14 protein-coding genes and 1 tRNA gene are annotated in these 15,232 nt (G+C 59.6%); 11 read left to right on the forward strand and 4 right to left on the reverse strand.

All coding sequences use genetic code 11. The features are described 5' to 3' along the window. Positions 1 to 266 precede the first annotated feature (266 nt). Positions 267 to 348 (reverse strand) — tRNA-Leu (locus QZ298_RS02815). Positions 349 to 581: 233 nt separating this feature from the next. Between QZ298_RS02815 and QZ298_RS02820 the strand changes: the two genes are divergently transcribed. The 5 genes from QZ298_RS02820 to QZ298_RS02840 all read left to right on the forward strand — a co-directional run bounded on the left by QZ298_RS02820 (position 582) and on the right by QZ298_RS02840 (position 3,818). Further along, positions 582 to 1,520, forward strand: a complete 939-nt coding sequence (locus QZ298_RS02820; protein ID WP_296005218.1) for a hypothetical protein — start codon at positions 582 to 584, stop codon at positions 1,518 to 1,520. Between the two features lie 10 nt (positions 1,521 to 1,530). After that, a complete protein-coding gene (locus tag QZ298_RS02825) occupies positions 1,531 to 2,112 on the forward strand; it encodes an L-threonylcarbamoyladenylate synthase (protein ID WP_296005219.1) in 582 nt (193 codons plus the stop codon). Continuing rightward, positions 2,112 to 2,507: a thioesterase family protein gene (locus QZ298_RS02830; protein WP_296005220.1), complete on the forward strand. Its 396-nt coding sequence runs from the start codon at positions 2,112 to 2,114 to the stop codon at positions 2,505 to 2,507. Before QZ298_RS02825 ends, QZ298_RS02830 begins: the two co-directional genes overlap by 1 nt. 28 nt (positions 2,508 to 2,535) lie before the next feature. Then, positions 2,536 to 3,462, forward strand: coding sequence for a DMT family transporter (locus QZ298_RS02835; protein ID WP_296005221.1), 927 nt, complete (start codon positions 2,536 to 2,538; stop codon positions 3,460 to 3,462). Between the two features lie 167 nt (positions 3,463 to 3,629). Next, entirely contained in the window at positions 3,630 to 3,818 is a 189-nt protein-coding gene (locus QZ298_RS02840) for a hypothetical protein (protein ID WP_296005222.1), read from the forward strand. A gap of 125 nt (positions 3,819 to 3,943) precedes the next feature. On the opposite strand, the gene QZ298_RS02845 is transcribed toward QZ298_RS02840, so the two are convergent. Further along, positions 3,944 to 5,971, reverse strand: coding sequence for a cytochrome c biogenesis protein CcdA (locus QZ298_RS02845; RefSeq protein ID WP_296005223.1), 2,028 nt, complete (start codon positions 5,969 to 5,971; stop codon positions 3,944 to 3,946). A 118-nt stretch (positions 5,972 to 6,089) separates the two neighbouring features. Between QZ298_RS02845 and QZ298_RS02850 the strand changes: the two genes are divergently transcribed. Genes QZ298_RS02850 through mutY form a run of 3 tightly spaced genes read left to right on the forward strand, consistent with a single transcriptional unit; the run spans position 6,090 to position 10,243 of the window. Next, positions 6,090 to 6,527, forward strand: a complete 438-nt coding sequence (locus QZ298_RS02850) for an N-acetyltransferase (RefSeq protein WP_296005224.1) — start codon at positions 6,090 to 6,092, stop codon at positions 6,525 to 6,527. Continuing rightward, a complete protein-coding gene (locus QZ298_RS02855; RefSeq protein WP_296005225.1) occupies positions 6,524 to 9,199 on the forward strand; it encodes an AsmA-like C-terminal region-containing protein in 2,676 nt (891 codons plus the stop codon). The genes QZ298_RS02850 and QZ298_RS02855 overlap by 4 nt, the downstream gene beginning before the upstream one ends. Before the next feature lie 3 nt (positions 9,200 to 9,202). After that, complete coding sequence (gene mutY / locus QZ298_RS02860; protein WP_296005226.1) at positions 9,203 to 10,243, forward strand: A/G-specific adenine glycosylase; 1,041 nt, start codon at positions 9,203 to 9,205, stop codon at positions 10,241 to 10,243. On the opposite strand, the gene QZ298_RS02865 is transcribed toward mutY, so the two are convergent. Continuing rightward, on the reverse strand, positions 10,219 to 11,196 hold the full coding sequence (locus tag QZ298_RS02865) for a calcium/sodium antiporter (RefSeq protein WP_296005227.1): 978 nt from the start codon (positions 11,194 to 11,196) through the stop codon (positions 10,219 to 10,221). The genes mutY and QZ298_RS02865 overlap by 25 nt on opposite strands. A gap of 15 nt (positions 11,197 to 11,211) precedes the next feature. Further along, positions 11,212 to 12,015 (reverse strand): zinc transporter ZupT, encoded by an 804-nt coding sequence (zupT, locus tag QZ298_RS02870; RefSeq protein WP_296005228.1) that lies wholly within the window; start codon positions 12,013 to 12,015, stop codon positions 11,212 to 11,214. Between the two features lie 366 nt (positions 12,016 to 12,381). On the opposite strand from zupT, the gene QZ298_RS02875 reads away from it, so the two are divergent. The 3 genes from QZ298_RS02875 (at position 12,382) to QZ298_RS02885 (ending at position 15,128) form a co-directional block, all read left to right on the forward strand. Continuing rightward, a complete protein-coding gene (locus QZ298_RS02875; protein ID WP_296005229.1) occupies positions 12,382 to 13,074 on the forward strand; it encodes a DNA alkylation repair protein in 693 nt (230 codons plus the stop codon). 129 nt (positions 13,075 to 13,203) lie between these two features. Then, positions 13,204 to 13,926 carry a polyprenol monophosphomannose synthase gene (locus QZ298_RS02880; RefSeq protein ID WP_296005230.1) on the forward strand — a complete coding sequence of 241 codons (723 nt, stop codon included), beginning with the start codon at positions 13,204 to 13,206 and terminating at the stop codon, positions 13,924 to 13,926. Positions 13,927 to 13,931: 5 nt separating this feature from the next. After that, the gene (locus QZ298_RS02885) at positions 13,932 to 15,128 is read left to right on the forward strand and encodes a glycosyltransferase family 87 protein (protein ID WP_296005231.1); all 1,197 of its coding nucleotides are present in this window, start codon (positions 13,932 to 13,934) and stop codon (positions 15,126 to 15,128) included. The last annotated feature ends 104 nt before the right edge of the window (positions 15,129 to 15,232 follow it).

Raw genomic sequence — 15,232 nt, forward strand, 5'->3', positions numbered from 1 at the left:
GCTCCCGAATTACCTTAAAAAATACGCTTGAAAATGCAATTTATTACGAATCAAAACACTGCAATACAGTGCATTATGTTCAAATTTGGGAGCAACTTTTTACCGAAGGCTCTGCTCCCTTTTCGTCGCCGGATAAGCTGCTTCCCGTTGCATCCGGTTGCACTGCGGAAAAATCGGAGGAATTTATAAAGCGATGATTTTTAGTCAATTTGCCTTTTGTTGCCGAGAGGTGCAACAAAAAAAGAGACCCCGAAAGGTCTCTTTTGTGCGGATAAAGGGACTCGAACCCCCACGCCGTAAGGCATCAGATCCTAAGTCTGACGTGGCTACCAATTACACCATATCCGCTTCTTGTTCGCAAATATACAATAAAAAAACCGAATCCCAACCGTTGGCGGCGAATTCGTCCGGTGTCGGTGGGGAAAGGGAGGAAAAGTGTGGGCAATGTTTGGTTTTGCGCCGGGCTTGCATTATCTTTGTCGGTAGCAAACCGTAGTTCGGGCAGGCCGTCGTGCAGCAGGCCGGGGAGGGATTCTCGCTCTGGGCGTCGTGCCATGCCGGGACTTCAAATTCAGATTGTTATGGAAGAGGAGAAGTTGGGATACGATCCTTCGGAGTTCGAGGACGACGATTTCCGCGTTCCGGAATCCGGCGCCGCCAAGTCGATCCGCGGTTACCGCATCGTCATCATCATTCTTTCGGTAATTCTCGTGGCGCTTTCGGCGCTTTATTTCAGCATCCATCGCCAGCAGATGCTCGACAACCGGCTTTTGCAGGCCGACCGCGATTCGATCCAGAGCGATCTGGGCCGTCTGATGACCGATTTCGACAACCTGCAAATTACCAACGACACCATCTCCGCCAGTTTGTCGTTCGAGCGGGGGCGGGCCGATTCGTTGATGGCTCGGCTCAAGCAGGAGCGTTCGTGGAGCCTGGCCAAGATCAAGCAGTACGAGAAGGAGGTCGGGACGTTGCGTTCGATCATGCGCGGTTACATCAAGCAGATCGATTCGCTCAATACGCTCAATAAGCAGTTGATCCAGGAGAACGTCTCGTTCCGCAAGGAGATTTCGTCCGCCAATCTGCGCGCCGACATGGCCGAGGAGAAGGCCGCCGAGTTGGATAACAAGGTGCGCGTCGGTTCGGTCATCCGCGCCCGCGACATCATCATGACAGGTCTCAACAGCAAGAGCAAGCCTGTGTCGCGCGTCCGGAACGCTGCGCGGCTGCGTGTCGATTTCATTCTCTCGGCCAACGACTTGGCTGCTCCCGGCGAGAAAGCCATCTACGTCCGCATCACTTCGCCCGACGGTTATGTGCTCACGACCGAGACCACACCTACGTTCGAGTTCGAGGGCGAGCGGCTGCCTTATTCCGCCATGCGCGAGGTCGATTACCGCAACCAGGATCTGGAGGTCGGCATCTACTTCAACAGCAGCGGTTTTACCGCCGGCACCTACGGCATCCAGCTCTATTGCGAGGGGCGTTTGATCGGTTCGTCCGAGGTCGTCATGAAGTAGCCTTTCCGTTATGCAGCAGCAGAATGCCATGCAGCAGGAAGTCGCCGCCGCCGTGCAGGTTTTGCGCGGGGGCGGCGTCATCCTTTATCCCACCGATACGGTTTGGGGCCTGGGATGCGACGCGACCAACGCGGAGGCCGTGGCCAAAATCTACCGTCTTAAGCAGTCCGAGAATAAAAAGTCTATGTTGGTGTTGTGCGCTTCGGCCGACATGGTCGTGCGTTACGTCGACCGTGCGCCAGGTATCGCGTTCGAGGTCATGGAGTTGGCCACCAAGCCGTTGACTCTCGTTTTGCCCGGTGCCGTCGGCGTCGCTCCCAACCTCGTTCCCGACGAGGGTACGCTCGGCGTGCGGATTCCCGATCACGAGTTCTGCCGTCAGTTGCTCCGTGCTTTCGGCCGGCCTGTCGTCTCCACTTCCGCCAACCTCTCCGGGCAGCAGACGCCCGTCGGTTTGCAGGAGATCGCCCGCGAGGTGGTCGAAGGCGTCGATTTCGTCGTCAACCCGCGTTTCGAGGGCAAACCCACCCGCAAGGCTTCGTCGATCATTGCCTTCGGCGAGGGCGGCGAGGTCGAAATCATCCGCGAGTGATGGCCCGTACGCTCGAAACTCCCATCCAGAAGCGGTTCGCAGACATCGATCCGTTCCAGCACGTCAATAACGTCGCCCAGCAGAGTTATTTCGACGTCGGCAAGGTCGATTATTATCGGCAGGTGCTCGGCGCCGAGGTTTTGATGGGCGATCTGCGTATCGTCACTGCTTCCACTTCCACCTCCTACCTCGGGCAGGTGCGTTTCTACGATGATGTTTGCGTCTCCACCACTTGCGAGAAGGTCGGCACCAAGAGCATCGTCCTTTTGCAGCGTTTGACCGTCGACGGCGAGGTGCGTTCCGAGAGCCGGTCGGTCATGGTAGTCTTCGATTTCGCCGTGCAGGTCAGTCGTCCCGTGCCCGATGCGTGGCGCGAACGGTTGTTGGCTGAGTAGCGGCGTTTGGCGTTTGTTCGGGTTAGGTATGGATAGCGGTAGGTTCAAAGGGCATGCGGCTTTGTGGGTCGCCAACATCGTCTGGGGATTGAATGCCCCGATTTGTAAAAGCGTCTTGATCTCCGGCGCCAATCCCGGAGGCGTCAACCCTTTCGCCTTGAGCGTCTATCGCATGGTGGGCGCCGCCTTGTTGTTTTGGACGGTCTCGTGTTTCCTGCCCCGCGAGCGGGTCGCGCCGCGCGATGTCGTCATGTTGCTTTTCGCGTCGGTGTTCGGCATCCAGCTCAACCAGATGCTTTTTTTGTGGGGGCTGTCGCTCACTTCGCCCATCGATTCGTCGATCATCGCCACGATCGTTCCCGTGTTGACCATGATCCTCGCCACCGTTTTTCTCCGTGAGCCGATTACCTGGTTGAAATCGGGCGGCGTCGCTTTGGGGTGTTTCGGGGCCTTGTTGTTGGTGTATGTCAGTCAGCACGGGGCAGGGCATACGTCCAGCGTCGCCGGCGACGTGTTGTGCATCGTCAGTGCCATAAGTTACGCCGTCTACCTTACTGCTTTTCGCGATACCATCATCAAGTATTCGCCCGTTACCACCATGAAGTGGATGTTTCTCTTTGCTGCCGTAGTCGCCGTCGCCATCTATTTCCGGCCGTTGATGAGCGTCGATTATGCTGCCTTGGCGCCTGCCGCTTGGGCCGGCATCGGGTATGTCGTCGTCTGCTCCACGTTCGTTTCTTATCTCATGGTGCCGGTCGGACAGCGGTTTTTGCGGCCTACGGTCGTCTCCATGTACAATTACGTGCAGCCCGTCGTCGCGGTCGTGTTTACTGTCGTCGTCGGGTTGGATTCGTTCGGTTTTACCAAGGCTGCGGCTGCGTTGTGCGTCTTCGCGGGTGTCTGGCTCGTTACCAAGTCCAAGTCGCGGGCGCAGCTGGAAAAGGAGAGACCATAGAGCTGCGTACTTTTTTCTGGGTAGGGCTTTCCGTGGGGTGGTTGCGGGGATGTTGCAAGGTTGCCGCAGGTTTTTCTGCGGGAGTTCGGCGGTCGTCTTTTTCGACTTCTTTTTGTTTTTCGGCGTGCGATTTGCTGTTCTTTCTGTGTTATTCAATACTTCGGATTATGAAAGATTACAGCAAAAACGAGAACGCTTGTTCGTCCTGCGAGGAGAATTTCGAGCGCACGGTCGACAAGTTGGTGCACGACGGCGAGGCACCTACGGCCAAGGAACACCGGGAAAAGGCCCGCGAAGTCGAGGAGGCTTACTCCCGACAGCCGGTCGGCAACTCCGGCAGCTCCTCCGGCAAGTAGCGAAAAGCCGGCGCCCAAGAGTGGGCGCCGGCTTTTTAATATGGTGCAGTGTCGGCGTTATGGTATACGGTGTTTTCGATACCGTCCGTCGGGCCGTTCTTCAATCAGGGGCGTGCGGCCGTTTCCTAATCCTGATTTTCAACGTTCTCGTACGCTTCCAGTCCGTTTTTCAGAAACGCTACGAATCCGGCGACATCCAGATCATAGCCTCGCGGCGGCACCAGAACTTTTCCGTCGCGGCCTTGCAGGATATAGTAGGGCTGCGCGTTCACTCCGTAGGTTTTCCGGGCGTAATAGGAGTTGATTTTGCCCAGGCTTTTCAGCACTTTGCCCCCGTCGGTCGTTACCCAGTCGCTTGCGGGCAGTTGTTTCTTGTCATCCGAGTAGAGCGCCACGATCACATAGTCGTCGCGCAAGATTCGCAACACTTCCGGATCCGACCATACGCGCGATTCCATTTCGCGGCAGTTCACGCAGCCGTGCCCCGTGAAATCGATGAAAAGCGGTTTGCCGACCCGGGCTGCATAGGCTTCGGCTTCCGGCAGGTCGAAGAACCCCTCCAGACCGTGGGGCAGGTGCAGGAAGTCGGCATATTTGCGGTTGTGCGGCATTCCTGTTTCTCCCTGCGGGATGGCGGCGCCTGGGGAATTCATCACGAAATCCTGCGTCGTCAGCGGCGGCAGGTAGCCCGAGAGACCTTTGAGCGGTGCGCCCCACATCCCCGGAATCATGTAGACTACGAACGAGAAGACTGCGATGGCCAGCGCCAGCCGCCCTACGCCTATGCAGGGCAGGTCGTTGTCATGGGCGAACCGCAGTTTGCCCAGCAGGTAGAGACCCAGTAGCGAGAAGACCACGATCCAGATCGCCAGGTAGATTTCGCGGTCGAGCAGCCCCCAGTGGTAGGTCTGGTCGGCTACCGAGAGGAATTTGAACCCCAGGGCCAGTTCCACGAATCCGATGACCACTTTTACCGAGTTGAGCCAGCCGCCGCTCTTGGGCAGTTTTTTCAGCACCGACGGGAAAAGCGCAAAAAGCGTGAAGGGCAGGGCGAAAGCCACCGAGAACGCCAGCATCGTGATGATCGGCGTCCAGAATTCGCCCGCCGTGGATTTGATGAGCACCGAGCCGACGATCGGCCCCGTGCAGGAGAACGACACCAGCACCAGCGTCAGCGCCAGGAAGAAGATGCCGCCCATACCTTTGGTGTCGGCCTTGGCGTCGGCCTTGTTGACCATCCACGAGGGCATCGTGATTTCGAAGGCTCCGAAGAACGATGCCGCAAAGAGCATGAAGACAAGGAAAAATACGATGTTCGGCAGCCAGTGCGTCGCCAGCCAGTTGAAGATGTCGGCTGTCACGGCATCGCCGCCAGCCGCCCGGGTAATGAGAATGATCGCCGCGATGGGCAGCGTGTAGAGCGCCACGATGAAGAGTCCGTAGAGCGCGGCCCGCAGACGTCCCAAGGCCGGGCCGCCTTCGCCTTTGAGGAAATACGAGACGGTCATCGGCACCATCGGAAAGACGCACGGGGTAAGCAGTGCTGCGAATCCCCACAGAACCGCTTCGACGATCAAGGCCCACATCCCCTTGCTGCCGGCCGCATCCTTTATGGGGGCAGAAGCGGCGGCGTTCGAGGTCGCGGAAAGTTCCGTGTCCTGCGTGGGGGCGGAGGGGGGAATCTCCGCCGTGCGGAGCGTCTCTGCGGATTCTTCCGGTATTCCGATCGTCAGTCGCAGGTCGTCCGGCGGGGTGCATTGCGTGTCGGTGCAGAGCATCCATTCCATCGTTGCCTCGACCGTTGCATGAGGAGCGGTCAGATGCACACGTTGCGCAAAGAGTGCCTTCCCTTCGATCGTGCCGATCTCCATGCCATAGGTCGCGTCATAGGCTCGGTGCGGTGCGGTAAGCAGTTCGACCCCGCCGTCGAGCGTTGCGCCGGCGCCCGGTGCGAACGTGATGGTCGTGGCATTCGGCCCGTCTTCGTAAGGCCCCATGTCGTACATGTGGTAGCGTGCCGGTATGGCTGCCTCCAGCACGATACGGTAGTTGTCGCCGCCGAGCGGTTCCACGCGGTGCGTCCATGCCACGTTTTGCCCCGATGCCGTCGCCGAGACCAGCATCGCCGTAAGTGCCAACAGAATTTTTCGCATGATCGGTTATTTGGTTTTATACATGCAAAGATAATGCTTATTTTTTTAGTTCCGAATTGTACATTCTCAGGGATGAATTCTCTATCTTTGTCGGGAAAAGCGAAGACATGTACGTCCCATGGAAATTAGACGCATCCAGGAGATCACCGATGACATCGCCGCCGCCGTGGCGCAGCTCGTCCCGCAGCTCTCGCCGCGGTTGGCCGTTCCGACGCGCGAGGAGTTGCAGCGCGTGGCCGCAGCGTCTGGCGCGGCGTTCTTTACCGCATGGATGCAGGAGCGCATGGTGGGGATGTTGACTCTGGTCTGGTACGATGCCGTCTCGGGCCGCAAGGCCTGGATCGAGGATGTGGTGACCGACGGCGCAGCCCGGGGTTGCGGCGCCGGCACAGCGTTGGTCAGGGCCGCCTTGGCCTATGCCCGGCAGATCGGTGTTTCGCAGGTGCAGCTCACTTCGTCGCCCGCACGTCAGGCGGCCCGGGCGCTCTATCGCAAAGAGGGATTCAGCGAGGCGGAGACGACGCTCTTCGTCCGAAAAACGGATAAGGAAAAATGAAGAAACTTTTGAAAGTCGCGGCCATCGTTGTGGCCGTCTTGTTGGTGGTGTTGATCGTGGCGCCGATGGCCCTGCGCGGCAAGGTCGCCGGCATCGTCAAACGCGAGGCCAACGCCATGTTGCGTGCCGAACTCGATTTCGAGAAGTTGGACATCAGTTTGCTGCGCCACTTCCCCCATGCTTCGGTCGATCTGAAAGGTCTCACGTTGATCGGCACGGAGCGTTTCGCGGGCGATACGATCGTGGCGGCGCGGCGCATTTCGGTGGTCGTCGATCTTTTGTCGCTTTTCAGCGATGAGGGTTTCGAGGTCACGAAAGTGATTCTTGCCGCACCCTCGGTGCATGCGCATAAGTTGGCCGACGGCGCTGTCAATTGGGATGTGATGAAGCCTTCCGAGGAGGAGGCGCCCCAGAAAGAGGAGATTCCCGACGGGGAGCCTTCGGCTTTCCGGTTGCGGATCCGCGATTTCCGCATCTCCGCCGCCGCGATCCGCTACGAGGACGATTCGACGCATATGTGTTTTTCGACCGCGCCGTTGTCCTTGCGCCTGCGGGGCGACATGGCGGCCGACCGCACCGATCTTGCGCTGCGTTTCATGGCCCAGGGGATGCACTTCGTTTCGAACGGCGTGCCTTTGTTGAGCGGTGCCGAAGCCGAACTCAACGCCGTGATCGCCGCCGATCTGGCTGCCCGTCGTTTCACGCTTACCGAGAATACGCTGCGGTTGAATGCCATCACGTTGTCGCTCGACGGTTGGGTCGAGTTGGGCGACGAGGCGATGGACATGGACATGAGGGCCGGTTGCGACAAGGTGCTTTTCAAGGACGTGTTGTCGCTCATTCCGGCGTTCTATACCAAAGACTTCCGTCATCTTCTGGCGTCGGGCGAGCTGGCGCTCTCGCTCTGGGCGCGGGGCAAGATGCAGGGTGCCGTGCTCCCGGCGTTCGAGTTGAAGGCCGACGTGCGCAACGGCAGTTTCCAGTACTCCTCGTTGCCGAAGGCGGTTACGGACATCAACATCGCAGCCCGAATTGCCAATCCGGGCGGTACGATGGATAAGACGGAAGCCGATCTGTCGAAATTCACGCTCAAGATGGCGGGCAATTCGCTGTCCGCTACGGCTTATGCCACGAATTTGACGAGCGATCCGAAATTCCGGGCGGCAGCGGCCGGCAAGGTCGACCTGGGAGCGGTCAAGGAGGTCTATCCGCTGGACAAGGATACCGAGTTGGACGGTGTGATTACTGCCGATGTGAAGCTTTCGGGCCGCATGTCGGACATCGAAAAGCAGCGTTACGAGCGCCTGGGGGCTTCCGGTACGTTCGTCATCGAGCGTCTGGGCGTGACGCTCGATGATCTGCCGCCCGTGCATATCAAGCGGGCCGCTGCAACGATCACGCCCCAGGCCATGACTCTGGGCGAGTTCGGCGTGACGGTCGGACGCAGCGACTTGGCGGCCAACGGCCAGCTGACCGATTACCTGGGTTATCTGTTGCGCGGCGACAAGTTGTCGGGACGGCTCTATGTGAGGTCGGAATTGCTCGATCTGAACGAGATCATGGCGGCGCTGCCGGCTTCCGACGAAGCAGGGGCGGCACCCGCCGAGGCGGCGGCTTCAGAGCCGATGCAGGCGATCGAAGTGCCCAAGAACCTCAATCTGTCGTTGAATACCGACCTGCACGAAATTCTCTTCGACAAGATGACAATATCTGCGCTCACAGGCGAAATGCGCATGGCCGGCGGCACGCTCTCGCTCGAAAAGTTGGCGATGCGTCTTTTCGGCGGCAAGGCTGCCGCTTCGGGCAGTTATTCGACTGCAAAAGATCCTCGTCATCCGGCGCTGCGGCTTTCGCTCGGACTGGCCGGTGCTTCGTTCTCGCAGACGTTCGAGCAGTTGGACATGGTGCGCCGATTGGTGCCGGTCTTCGCCAAGACGGGCGGCGATTACTCGCTGTCCATGGATATGTCGGCCCTTCTCGATCAGACCATGACGCCCGATCTGCATTCGGTCAATGCTTCGGGCGAAATCAAGTCGGCCAATATCCAGGTGCAGCGGATCGCGGCTTTCGATGCCCTCGCCAAGGCGCTGGACAACGAAAAGTTGAGTAATATCGAGGCCAGGGACGTGGCCATCCGCTTCGCCATCCGCGACGGGCGTGTCGCCACGCAGCCTTTCGATCTGAAGGTCGCCGGCACCAACATTACCTTGAGCGGTACGACGGGTCTCGATCAGACCATCGACTATACAGCGCGCGTGGCCATGCCTTCTTCGGTAACGGGCGGCGTCGTGGAAACGCTCGATGTGAAGATCGGCGGTACGTTCTCCTCGCCTAAAATTACTTTGGGCGTCAGGGAGGCCGTCGAGCAGGCGGTCAAGAACATCGTCGACGGGCAGATCGAAAAGCTCACGGGCAGCGAGTCGCTTTCGGCCGAAATCGAGAAGCAGGCCGAAAATTTGCGCGCCGAGGCGCAGCGTGCGGGCCAGAAGTTGGTCGCCGCGGCACAGACGCAGCGCGACCGCCTGGTCGAGGAAGCGGCCAAGAAGGGGGCTTTGGCCAAGTTGGCCGCCCAGAAGGCCGGCGACAAGTTGGTCGAGGAGGCTGAGAAGCAGGCTGCCAACCTCGCGGCCGAAGCCGACAGACAGATCGAAAAACTTACTGCCGGAAAGTAAGGGATGGCTCCCGTCTTGCTGGAATGGTATGCCCGCCACGGCCGCGATCTGCCGTGGCGCCGTACGCGCGATCCTTATTGCATCTGGCTCTCCGAGGTCATCTTGCAGCAGACCCGCGTGGCGCAGGGCACGGAATATTATCTGCGCTTCCTGGCCCGCTTTCCGGATGTCGGGGCTTTGGCCGCAGCGGAGGAAGACGAGGTGCTCAAACTCTGGCAGGGGCTGGGCTATTACAGCCGGGCGCGCAACCTCCATGCGGCGGCCAAGATCGTTGCAGAACGGTTCGACGGGCATTTCCCGGAGCGGTTCGCCGAGGTGCGGGCCTTGCCCGGCGTGGGCGACTATACGGCTGCGGCGATCTGTTCGGCGGCCTACGATGCCCCTTGCGCTGCGGTCGACGGCAATGTCTACCGGGTGCTGTCGCGTCTTTTCGACTTGGATACGCCTATCGATACGGCGGCGGGCCGCAAGGCGTTCGCTTCGTTGGCGCAAATACAGCTCGATCGTGCGCAGCCCGGGCGTTACAACCAGGCGATCATGGACTTCGGTGCCTTGCAGTGTACGCCCAAGAGTCCCCGTTGCAGCGAATGCCCCTTTGCGGAGCGTTGCCTGGCGCTGGCCGCAGGTACGGTGGCCCGGCGTCCTGTCAAGCAGGGCAAGACGCACGTGAGCGACCGTTGGTTCAATTATCTGCATATCGTCTGCGGCGACCGTACGTTGTTGTGCCGGCGCGAGACGCATGACATCTGGCAGGGTTTGTACGAATTTCCGATGATCGAGACCGACGGCCCGACCGATTTCGCGACCCTCGCGGCCGCGCCCCGTTTCCGTATGTTGACCGGCGATGCGCCGTGGCACCTCGTGCGAAGCGTCGACATGCCGCGCCACCAGCTGTCGCACCGGACGATCCATGCCGCGATCCACCGCATCGAAACGCCTCGGCTGACGCCTGCCGCCGAATCTCTGGCTGTCGAGACCGCCGCTCTGGGCGATCATGCTGTACCGCGGTTGCTGGAGCGTTATTTGACCAAGTACCAGATGTAGGCGATGTAGAGCGCCAGGAAGATCGCCCCTTCCCAGCGGTCGATGCTGCGCCGGCGGAACGTGAACGCTGCGATGAAAAGCAGCAGCGAGCTGAGCACCACCATACCCAGGTCGAGCGTTGTGATGCCGCCCATGGCGAGCGGATGGATCGTGGCGCTGACACCCAGGATCAGCAGGATGTTGGCTACGTTCGATCCCAGTACATTGCCCAGGGCCATGCCGGCTTTGCCTTTCGCCATCGATACGACCGACGATGCCAGTTCCGGCAGCGACGTGCCGCCCGCCACCAGCGTGATGGCGATGACCGATTCGCTCACGCCCAGCTTGCGGGCGATGACCGTGGCATGATGTAAGAATAGTTCGCCGCCGAATACCAGACCGGCCAGCCCTCCGACGATCATCGCGGCGGTCAGCCAGATCGATTTGCGAGTGCCCGTGTCTGCCGATGTTTCCGAGTCGTGGCCGGCATGCGTCGGTGTCTCTTTGTCGCGGCCGGCTGTGCGGATCGTGTACCCCATCAAGGCTGCGTACAGCAGGAGCATTGCGATTCCGTCGCCGCGGCCGATGCGATCCGCCGCGCCCAGGTGCAGCAGTTTGTCCGATGCGAGGACGAAGAGCAGCACCGATGCCCCCAGCCCGAACGGAATGTCGCGCCGGATGTTGCCGTCGGAGAGCGCCAGCGGGCGGATCAGGGCGCAGATTCCCAGGATCACGAAGACGTTGAAAAGATTCGATCCCACCACGTTGCCCACGGCGATGTCGCTGTTGTGCGCTATGGCCGAGAGCACGGAGACGACCAGTTCGGGCGTCGAGGTGCCGATGGCGATTACCGTCAGGCCGACGATGAACTCCGGAACCCGGAAGCGTTGGGCCAGTGCCGCGGCGCCGTCGGTCAGCAAGTTGGCCCCGGCGAGAATCAGCCCGAGGCCGGCAAGAAGCAATAAGATATTCATTCCTGATCAAGCGGTTTATTTTGCAAGCATCAATAAGCTGACGGCCATCAACGCCATGCCGGACACTACGCCGTAGATCGACACGTGGGCATGGCCGTATTCGCGGGCCGCGGGGAGCAGTTCGTCGATGGAGATGAAGACCATGATCCCCGCCACTCCGGCGAGCAGGCACCCCATCAGGGTCGGCGACATGAACGGCATCAGCACCGCCCAGGCCAGCAGCGCCCCGACCGGCTCGGCCAGTCCCGAGAGCACCGAGAGACGGAACGCCCGTTTCCGGTCGCCCGTGGCATAGAAGATCGGCACCGAGACGGCGATACCCTCCGGTATGTTGTGTATGGCGATCGCCACCGCGATGGCTATGCCCAGCGTACGGTCGTCGACGGCTGTGGCGAACGTGGCGATGCCTTCCGGAAAATTGTGTATGCCGATGGCCAGGGCGGTCAGCAGTCCCATGCGCATGAGCTTGGGATTGTGGGGCCGGGCTTTCATCTCTTCGACTCTGTGTGCTTCGTGGGGGTTTTCGACCGACGGCACCAGCCGGTCGATGATGCCGATGAGCAGGATGCCGGCAAAAAAGCAGACCGCCGTAAAGGTCATGCCCAGCCGTTCGCCCCACGCCGACGCAAGTGCGATGCCGGCCTGGCGGAACAGTTCGACGAACGAGACATAGATCATCACGCCGCCGGACAGCCCCAGCGAGAACGACAGCAGCCGTTTGTTGGTGCTGCGGGCGAAAAAGGCGATGGCACTGCCGATGCCGGTTGCCAGACCGGCCCCGCAGGTCAGAAGAAAGGGTATGAGAACATTCGAAGTCATTGCGAAACATGGTGCAGGGACGGTGCCGGCCGTGTGCGTTCGAGCATGGCTGAAACGAAGATTGTTTGTTGCAAAGATAGTGCAAGGCGAGTGCAAAAGCAAACTTGTTTGCTTTTGCCGAGCCGCAGCCGATTTTCTGAAAAGATAGTGCAAGCCGAGAACGAAAGCAAACTTGTTTGCGTTTTGCCGAGGCGCTGCCTATCTAAACCGAAGTGCTGCTTCGGTAAAGTGCAAGGTACGGCAATTCGGAATCCGAATGGTCCCGGCTTGCCGCTCCGGCCCGGAGGGGGCGGCTTTCTTCGTCGGATTTTGGCATTGCGCTTTCCGTGCATTATCTTTGATGCCGTAATCTTGATTTTTCCCGCCATGACTTTGCGCGAACAGCTTTTCGAACTTGCCGACCCGCGTTACCGCGATTTCAACGCTTCGCTCACGCCCGGCGCACCGCCCATGATCGGCGTGCGGCTGCCGCAGCTCCGGGCCATCGCCCGCGAGATCGCCCGCGGCGACTGGCGTGCTTGGTTCGACGAGGCTCCCGGCGATTATTTCGAGGAGCGCATGTTGCAGGGGTTGGTCATCGGGTATGCGAAGTGTCCGCCCGAGGAGAAGTTGCGTTATACGGCGCGCTTCGTCTCCACGATCGACAATTGGGCCGTGTGCGATTGCTGTTGTTGGCGTCTGCGGCCGGCCGAGCGCGAGCCGATGTGGCGCTTCATCCTGCCTTATTTCGACTCTGCCGCCGAATACGAGGTGCGTTTCGCCGTGGTTATGGCGCTTTCGAATTTCATCGATGCCGAGCACATCGGTCGGTTGTTGGAGTTGTTCGGACGGGTGCGCCACCCGGGGTATTACGTCCGCATGGGCGTGGCGTGGGCCGTGTCGGTCTGCTACGTCAAGTTTCCCGACCTTACCGGCGAGTGGCTCCGCGGAGCTTGCCCGCTCGACGACTGGACGTTCAACAAGGCGTTGCAGAAGATCGTCGAGTCGCTTCGCGTGAGCGATGCCGACAAGGCCGCCGTGCGGGCTATGAAGCGGCGGCATGCGGTGCGTATAAAATAACCGCTTCGGCAGATCATCTTGAGAAAAAAATGTTATATTTGTAAACTGTTTAACAACATGTCGGATGCACTGTTCCTCAGCAGTCGCTGGGGCGGGACGTCCGGACGATTACCCTAAATGTTTTTTGCCATGACACGTAAGCTCGTTATCATTCCCACATACAATGAAAAGGAGAATGTTTCGGCCATGATCGACAAGGTGTTCTCGCTGTCCGATACGTTCGACCTGCTCATCATCGACGACGGTTCTCCCGACGGCACCGCCGCAATCGTCAAGCAGCGGCAGCAGGAGTTTCCCGAGCGGCTGCATCTGTTGGAGCGCAGCGGCAAGCTGGGTCTCGGCACAGCTTACCTTACCGGTTTCCGCTGGGGATTGGAGCACGGTTTCGAATTCATGTGCGAGATGGACTGCGACTTCTCCCACAACCCCGACGACCTGGTGCGGTTGTTCGCCGCTGCGGCCGAGGGCAACGATGTCGTGGTCGGGTCGCGTTACGTCAAGGGTGTCAACGTGGTCAACTGGCCCATGTCGCGGTTGTTGATGTCGTTCTTCGCTTCGAAATATGTCCGTGTCGTTACCCGTATGCCGTTGCACGACGCTACTGCCGGGTTCGTTTGTTATTCGCGTCGGGCGTTGGAGACCATCGACTTGGATCGCATCAAGATGAAAGGCTACGGATTCCAGATCGAGATGAAGTATACGGCCTGGCGCCTGGGCATGAAGCTCGCCGAGGTGCCGATCGTCTTCGTCGACCGCCAGGAGGGCACCTCCAAGATGAGCGGCGGCATCTTCGGCGAAGCGTTCTTCGGCGTCTTGGGTTTGCCGTGGCGCAGAATCCGCAAACGCGCTTAAGGGACATGGCGTCGTTGTCCGATGTGCGGAGCGGATCGGCGGCTCGATCGTTCTGCCGGCGCGCGGGGGCGTTTTTTCTCAATCCCCGCAACCTCTACATGCTGGGTTTTTTGTTGGTGTTCGCCCTGACGTTCGCCGAGGCGGCCCGGGGGCGTCATCGCAATTTCATGATCTTCGCCGAGTCGACCCGTCTTTTCTGGCAGCAGATCGTGCCCTACGGCGAGAGTTGGACGGCCGCCGCACCTGGATTGGATTACTTCCTCTACGGGCCGTTGTTCAATGTCTTGTTCGCGCCTTTCGCCTACCTGCCCGGTCTCGTGGGGCCGTTTGCTTGGAACCTCTTCAACTTTACCATGTGGTTCGCGGCGATCTTTACGCTTCCAGGACGCTTTACCCGCGAGGAGAAGTGCAAATCGTTCCTCTATACTTTCTTGATCCTCGCCTGCACGCAGTTGTCGTTCCAGTACAACGTCGCCGTCGGTTACATGTTCCTTTTCGCCTATTCGTTGCTCGAACGCGACAAGGGGTTCTGGGCCGTGCTGCTCATCATGATTTCCGGTTTCACGAAGATCTACGGCATCTTCCAGTTGGGGCTGCTCGTCTGCTACCCCCGTTTCTGGCGCAACATGGGCTACGCCCTCTTGATCGCCGCCGTACTGCTGCTTCTGCCTGCCCTCGGCACTTCGTTCGAGCGGTTGCCGGAGTGGTACGGCGAGTGGATCGGGGCGCTGGTTTCGCATAAGGATACCCGCACGTGGCAGAATGTTTTCTATCTCCCGGCTCCGTTCGGACTGCTGGCTTGGCGCATGCAGGTGCAGCTCGGCGTGCTCGCCGCTTTGGCCGTCGGACTTTTCGCCCGGTGGCGGCAGTGGCACGACGAATATTTCCGCATCGGGGCCTTGGCTTGTCTGATGGGTTATGTGATTCTGTTCAGCAATTCGAGCGAAACCCACACCTATGTCATTTCGCTCATCGGCTACCTGATGTGGTATTGGACCATGCGGCGTGCCGGGGCGCTCGTCATGGCCGACAAAGTGTTGTTTTGGGCCATCTTCGTCGTGGTCGTCGTCATGCCCGTCGACGTGTTGTGTCCGCCTGCCGTGATGAAGGTTTTCTATTCCGTGAAGCTCAACCTTTGGCTGTTGCTCGCTATGTGGTCGAGGATGGTCTGGTCGACTTTCGTCCGTATTCCTGGTAAATGAACCGGCGGCCGAAACAAGAGTACTGAATGAAAAGCCGATGCGTATCCGGGTTGCGCATCGGCTTTTTTTGAGTCCGGCCATGCTTTGGGCCGGTTGTCTTTTTC

It is taken from the genome of uncultured Alistipes sp., assembly GCF_910580175.1.
Classification (GTDB): Bacteria; Bacteroidota; Bacteroidia; order Bacteroidales; family Rikenellaceae; genus Alistipes.

Coding starts and splice junctions, on each gene's coding strand:
- QZ298_RS02820 (WP_296005218.1), top strand. CDS start 582: ATGGAAGAGGAGAAGTTGGGATACGATCCTTCGGAGTTCGAGGACGAC.
- QZ298_RS02825 (WP_296005219.1), top strand. CDS start 1,531: ATGCAGCAGCAGAATGCCATGCAGCAGGAAGTCGCCGCCGCCGTGCAG.
- QZ298_RS02830 (WP_296005220.1), top strand. CDS start 2,112: ATGGCCCGTACGCTCGAAACTCCCATCCAGAAGCGGTTCGCAGACATC.
- QZ298_RS02835 (WP_296005221.1), top strand. CDS start 2,536: ATGGATAGCGGTAGGTTCAAAGGGCATGCGGCTTTGTGGGTCGCCAAC.
- QZ298_RS02840 (WP_296005222.1), top strand. CDS start 3,630: ATGAAAGATTACAGCAAAAACGAGAACGCTTGTTCGTCCTGCGAGGAG.
- QZ298_RS02845 (WP_296005223.1), bottom strand. CDS start 5,971: ATGCGAAAAATTCTGTTGGCACTTACGGCGATGCTGGTCTCGGCGACG.
- QZ298_RS02850 (WP_296005224.1), top strand. CDS start 6,090: ATGGAAATTAGACGCATCCAGGAGATCACCGATGACATCGCCGCCGCC.
- QZ298_RS02855 (WP_296005225.1), top strand. CDS start 6,524: ATGAAGAAACTTTTGAAAGTCGCGGCCATCGTTGTGGCCGTCTTGTTG.
- mutY (WP_296005226.1), top strand. CDS start 9,203: ATGGCTCCCGTCTTGCTGGAATGGTATGCCCGCCACGGCCGCGATCTG.
- QZ298_RS02865 (WP_296005227.1), bottom strand. CDS start 11,196: ATGAATATCTTATTGCTTCTTGCCGGCCTCGGGCTGATTCTCGCCGGG.
- zupT (WP_296005228.1), bottom strand. CDS start 12,015: ATGACTTCGAATGTTCTCATACCCTTTCTTCTGACCTGCGGGGCCGGT.
- QZ298_RS02875 (WP_296005229.1), top strand. CDS start 12,382: ATGACTTTGCGCGAACAGCTTTTCGAACTTGCCGACCCGCGTTACCGC.
- QZ298_RS02880 (WP_296005230.1), top strand. CDS start 13,204: ATGACACGTAAGCTCGTTATCATTCCCACATACAATGAAAAGGAGAAT.
- QZ298_RS02885 (WP_296005231.1), top strand. CDS start 13,932: ATGGCGTCGTTGTCCGATGTGCGGAGCGGATCGGCGGCTCGATCGTTC.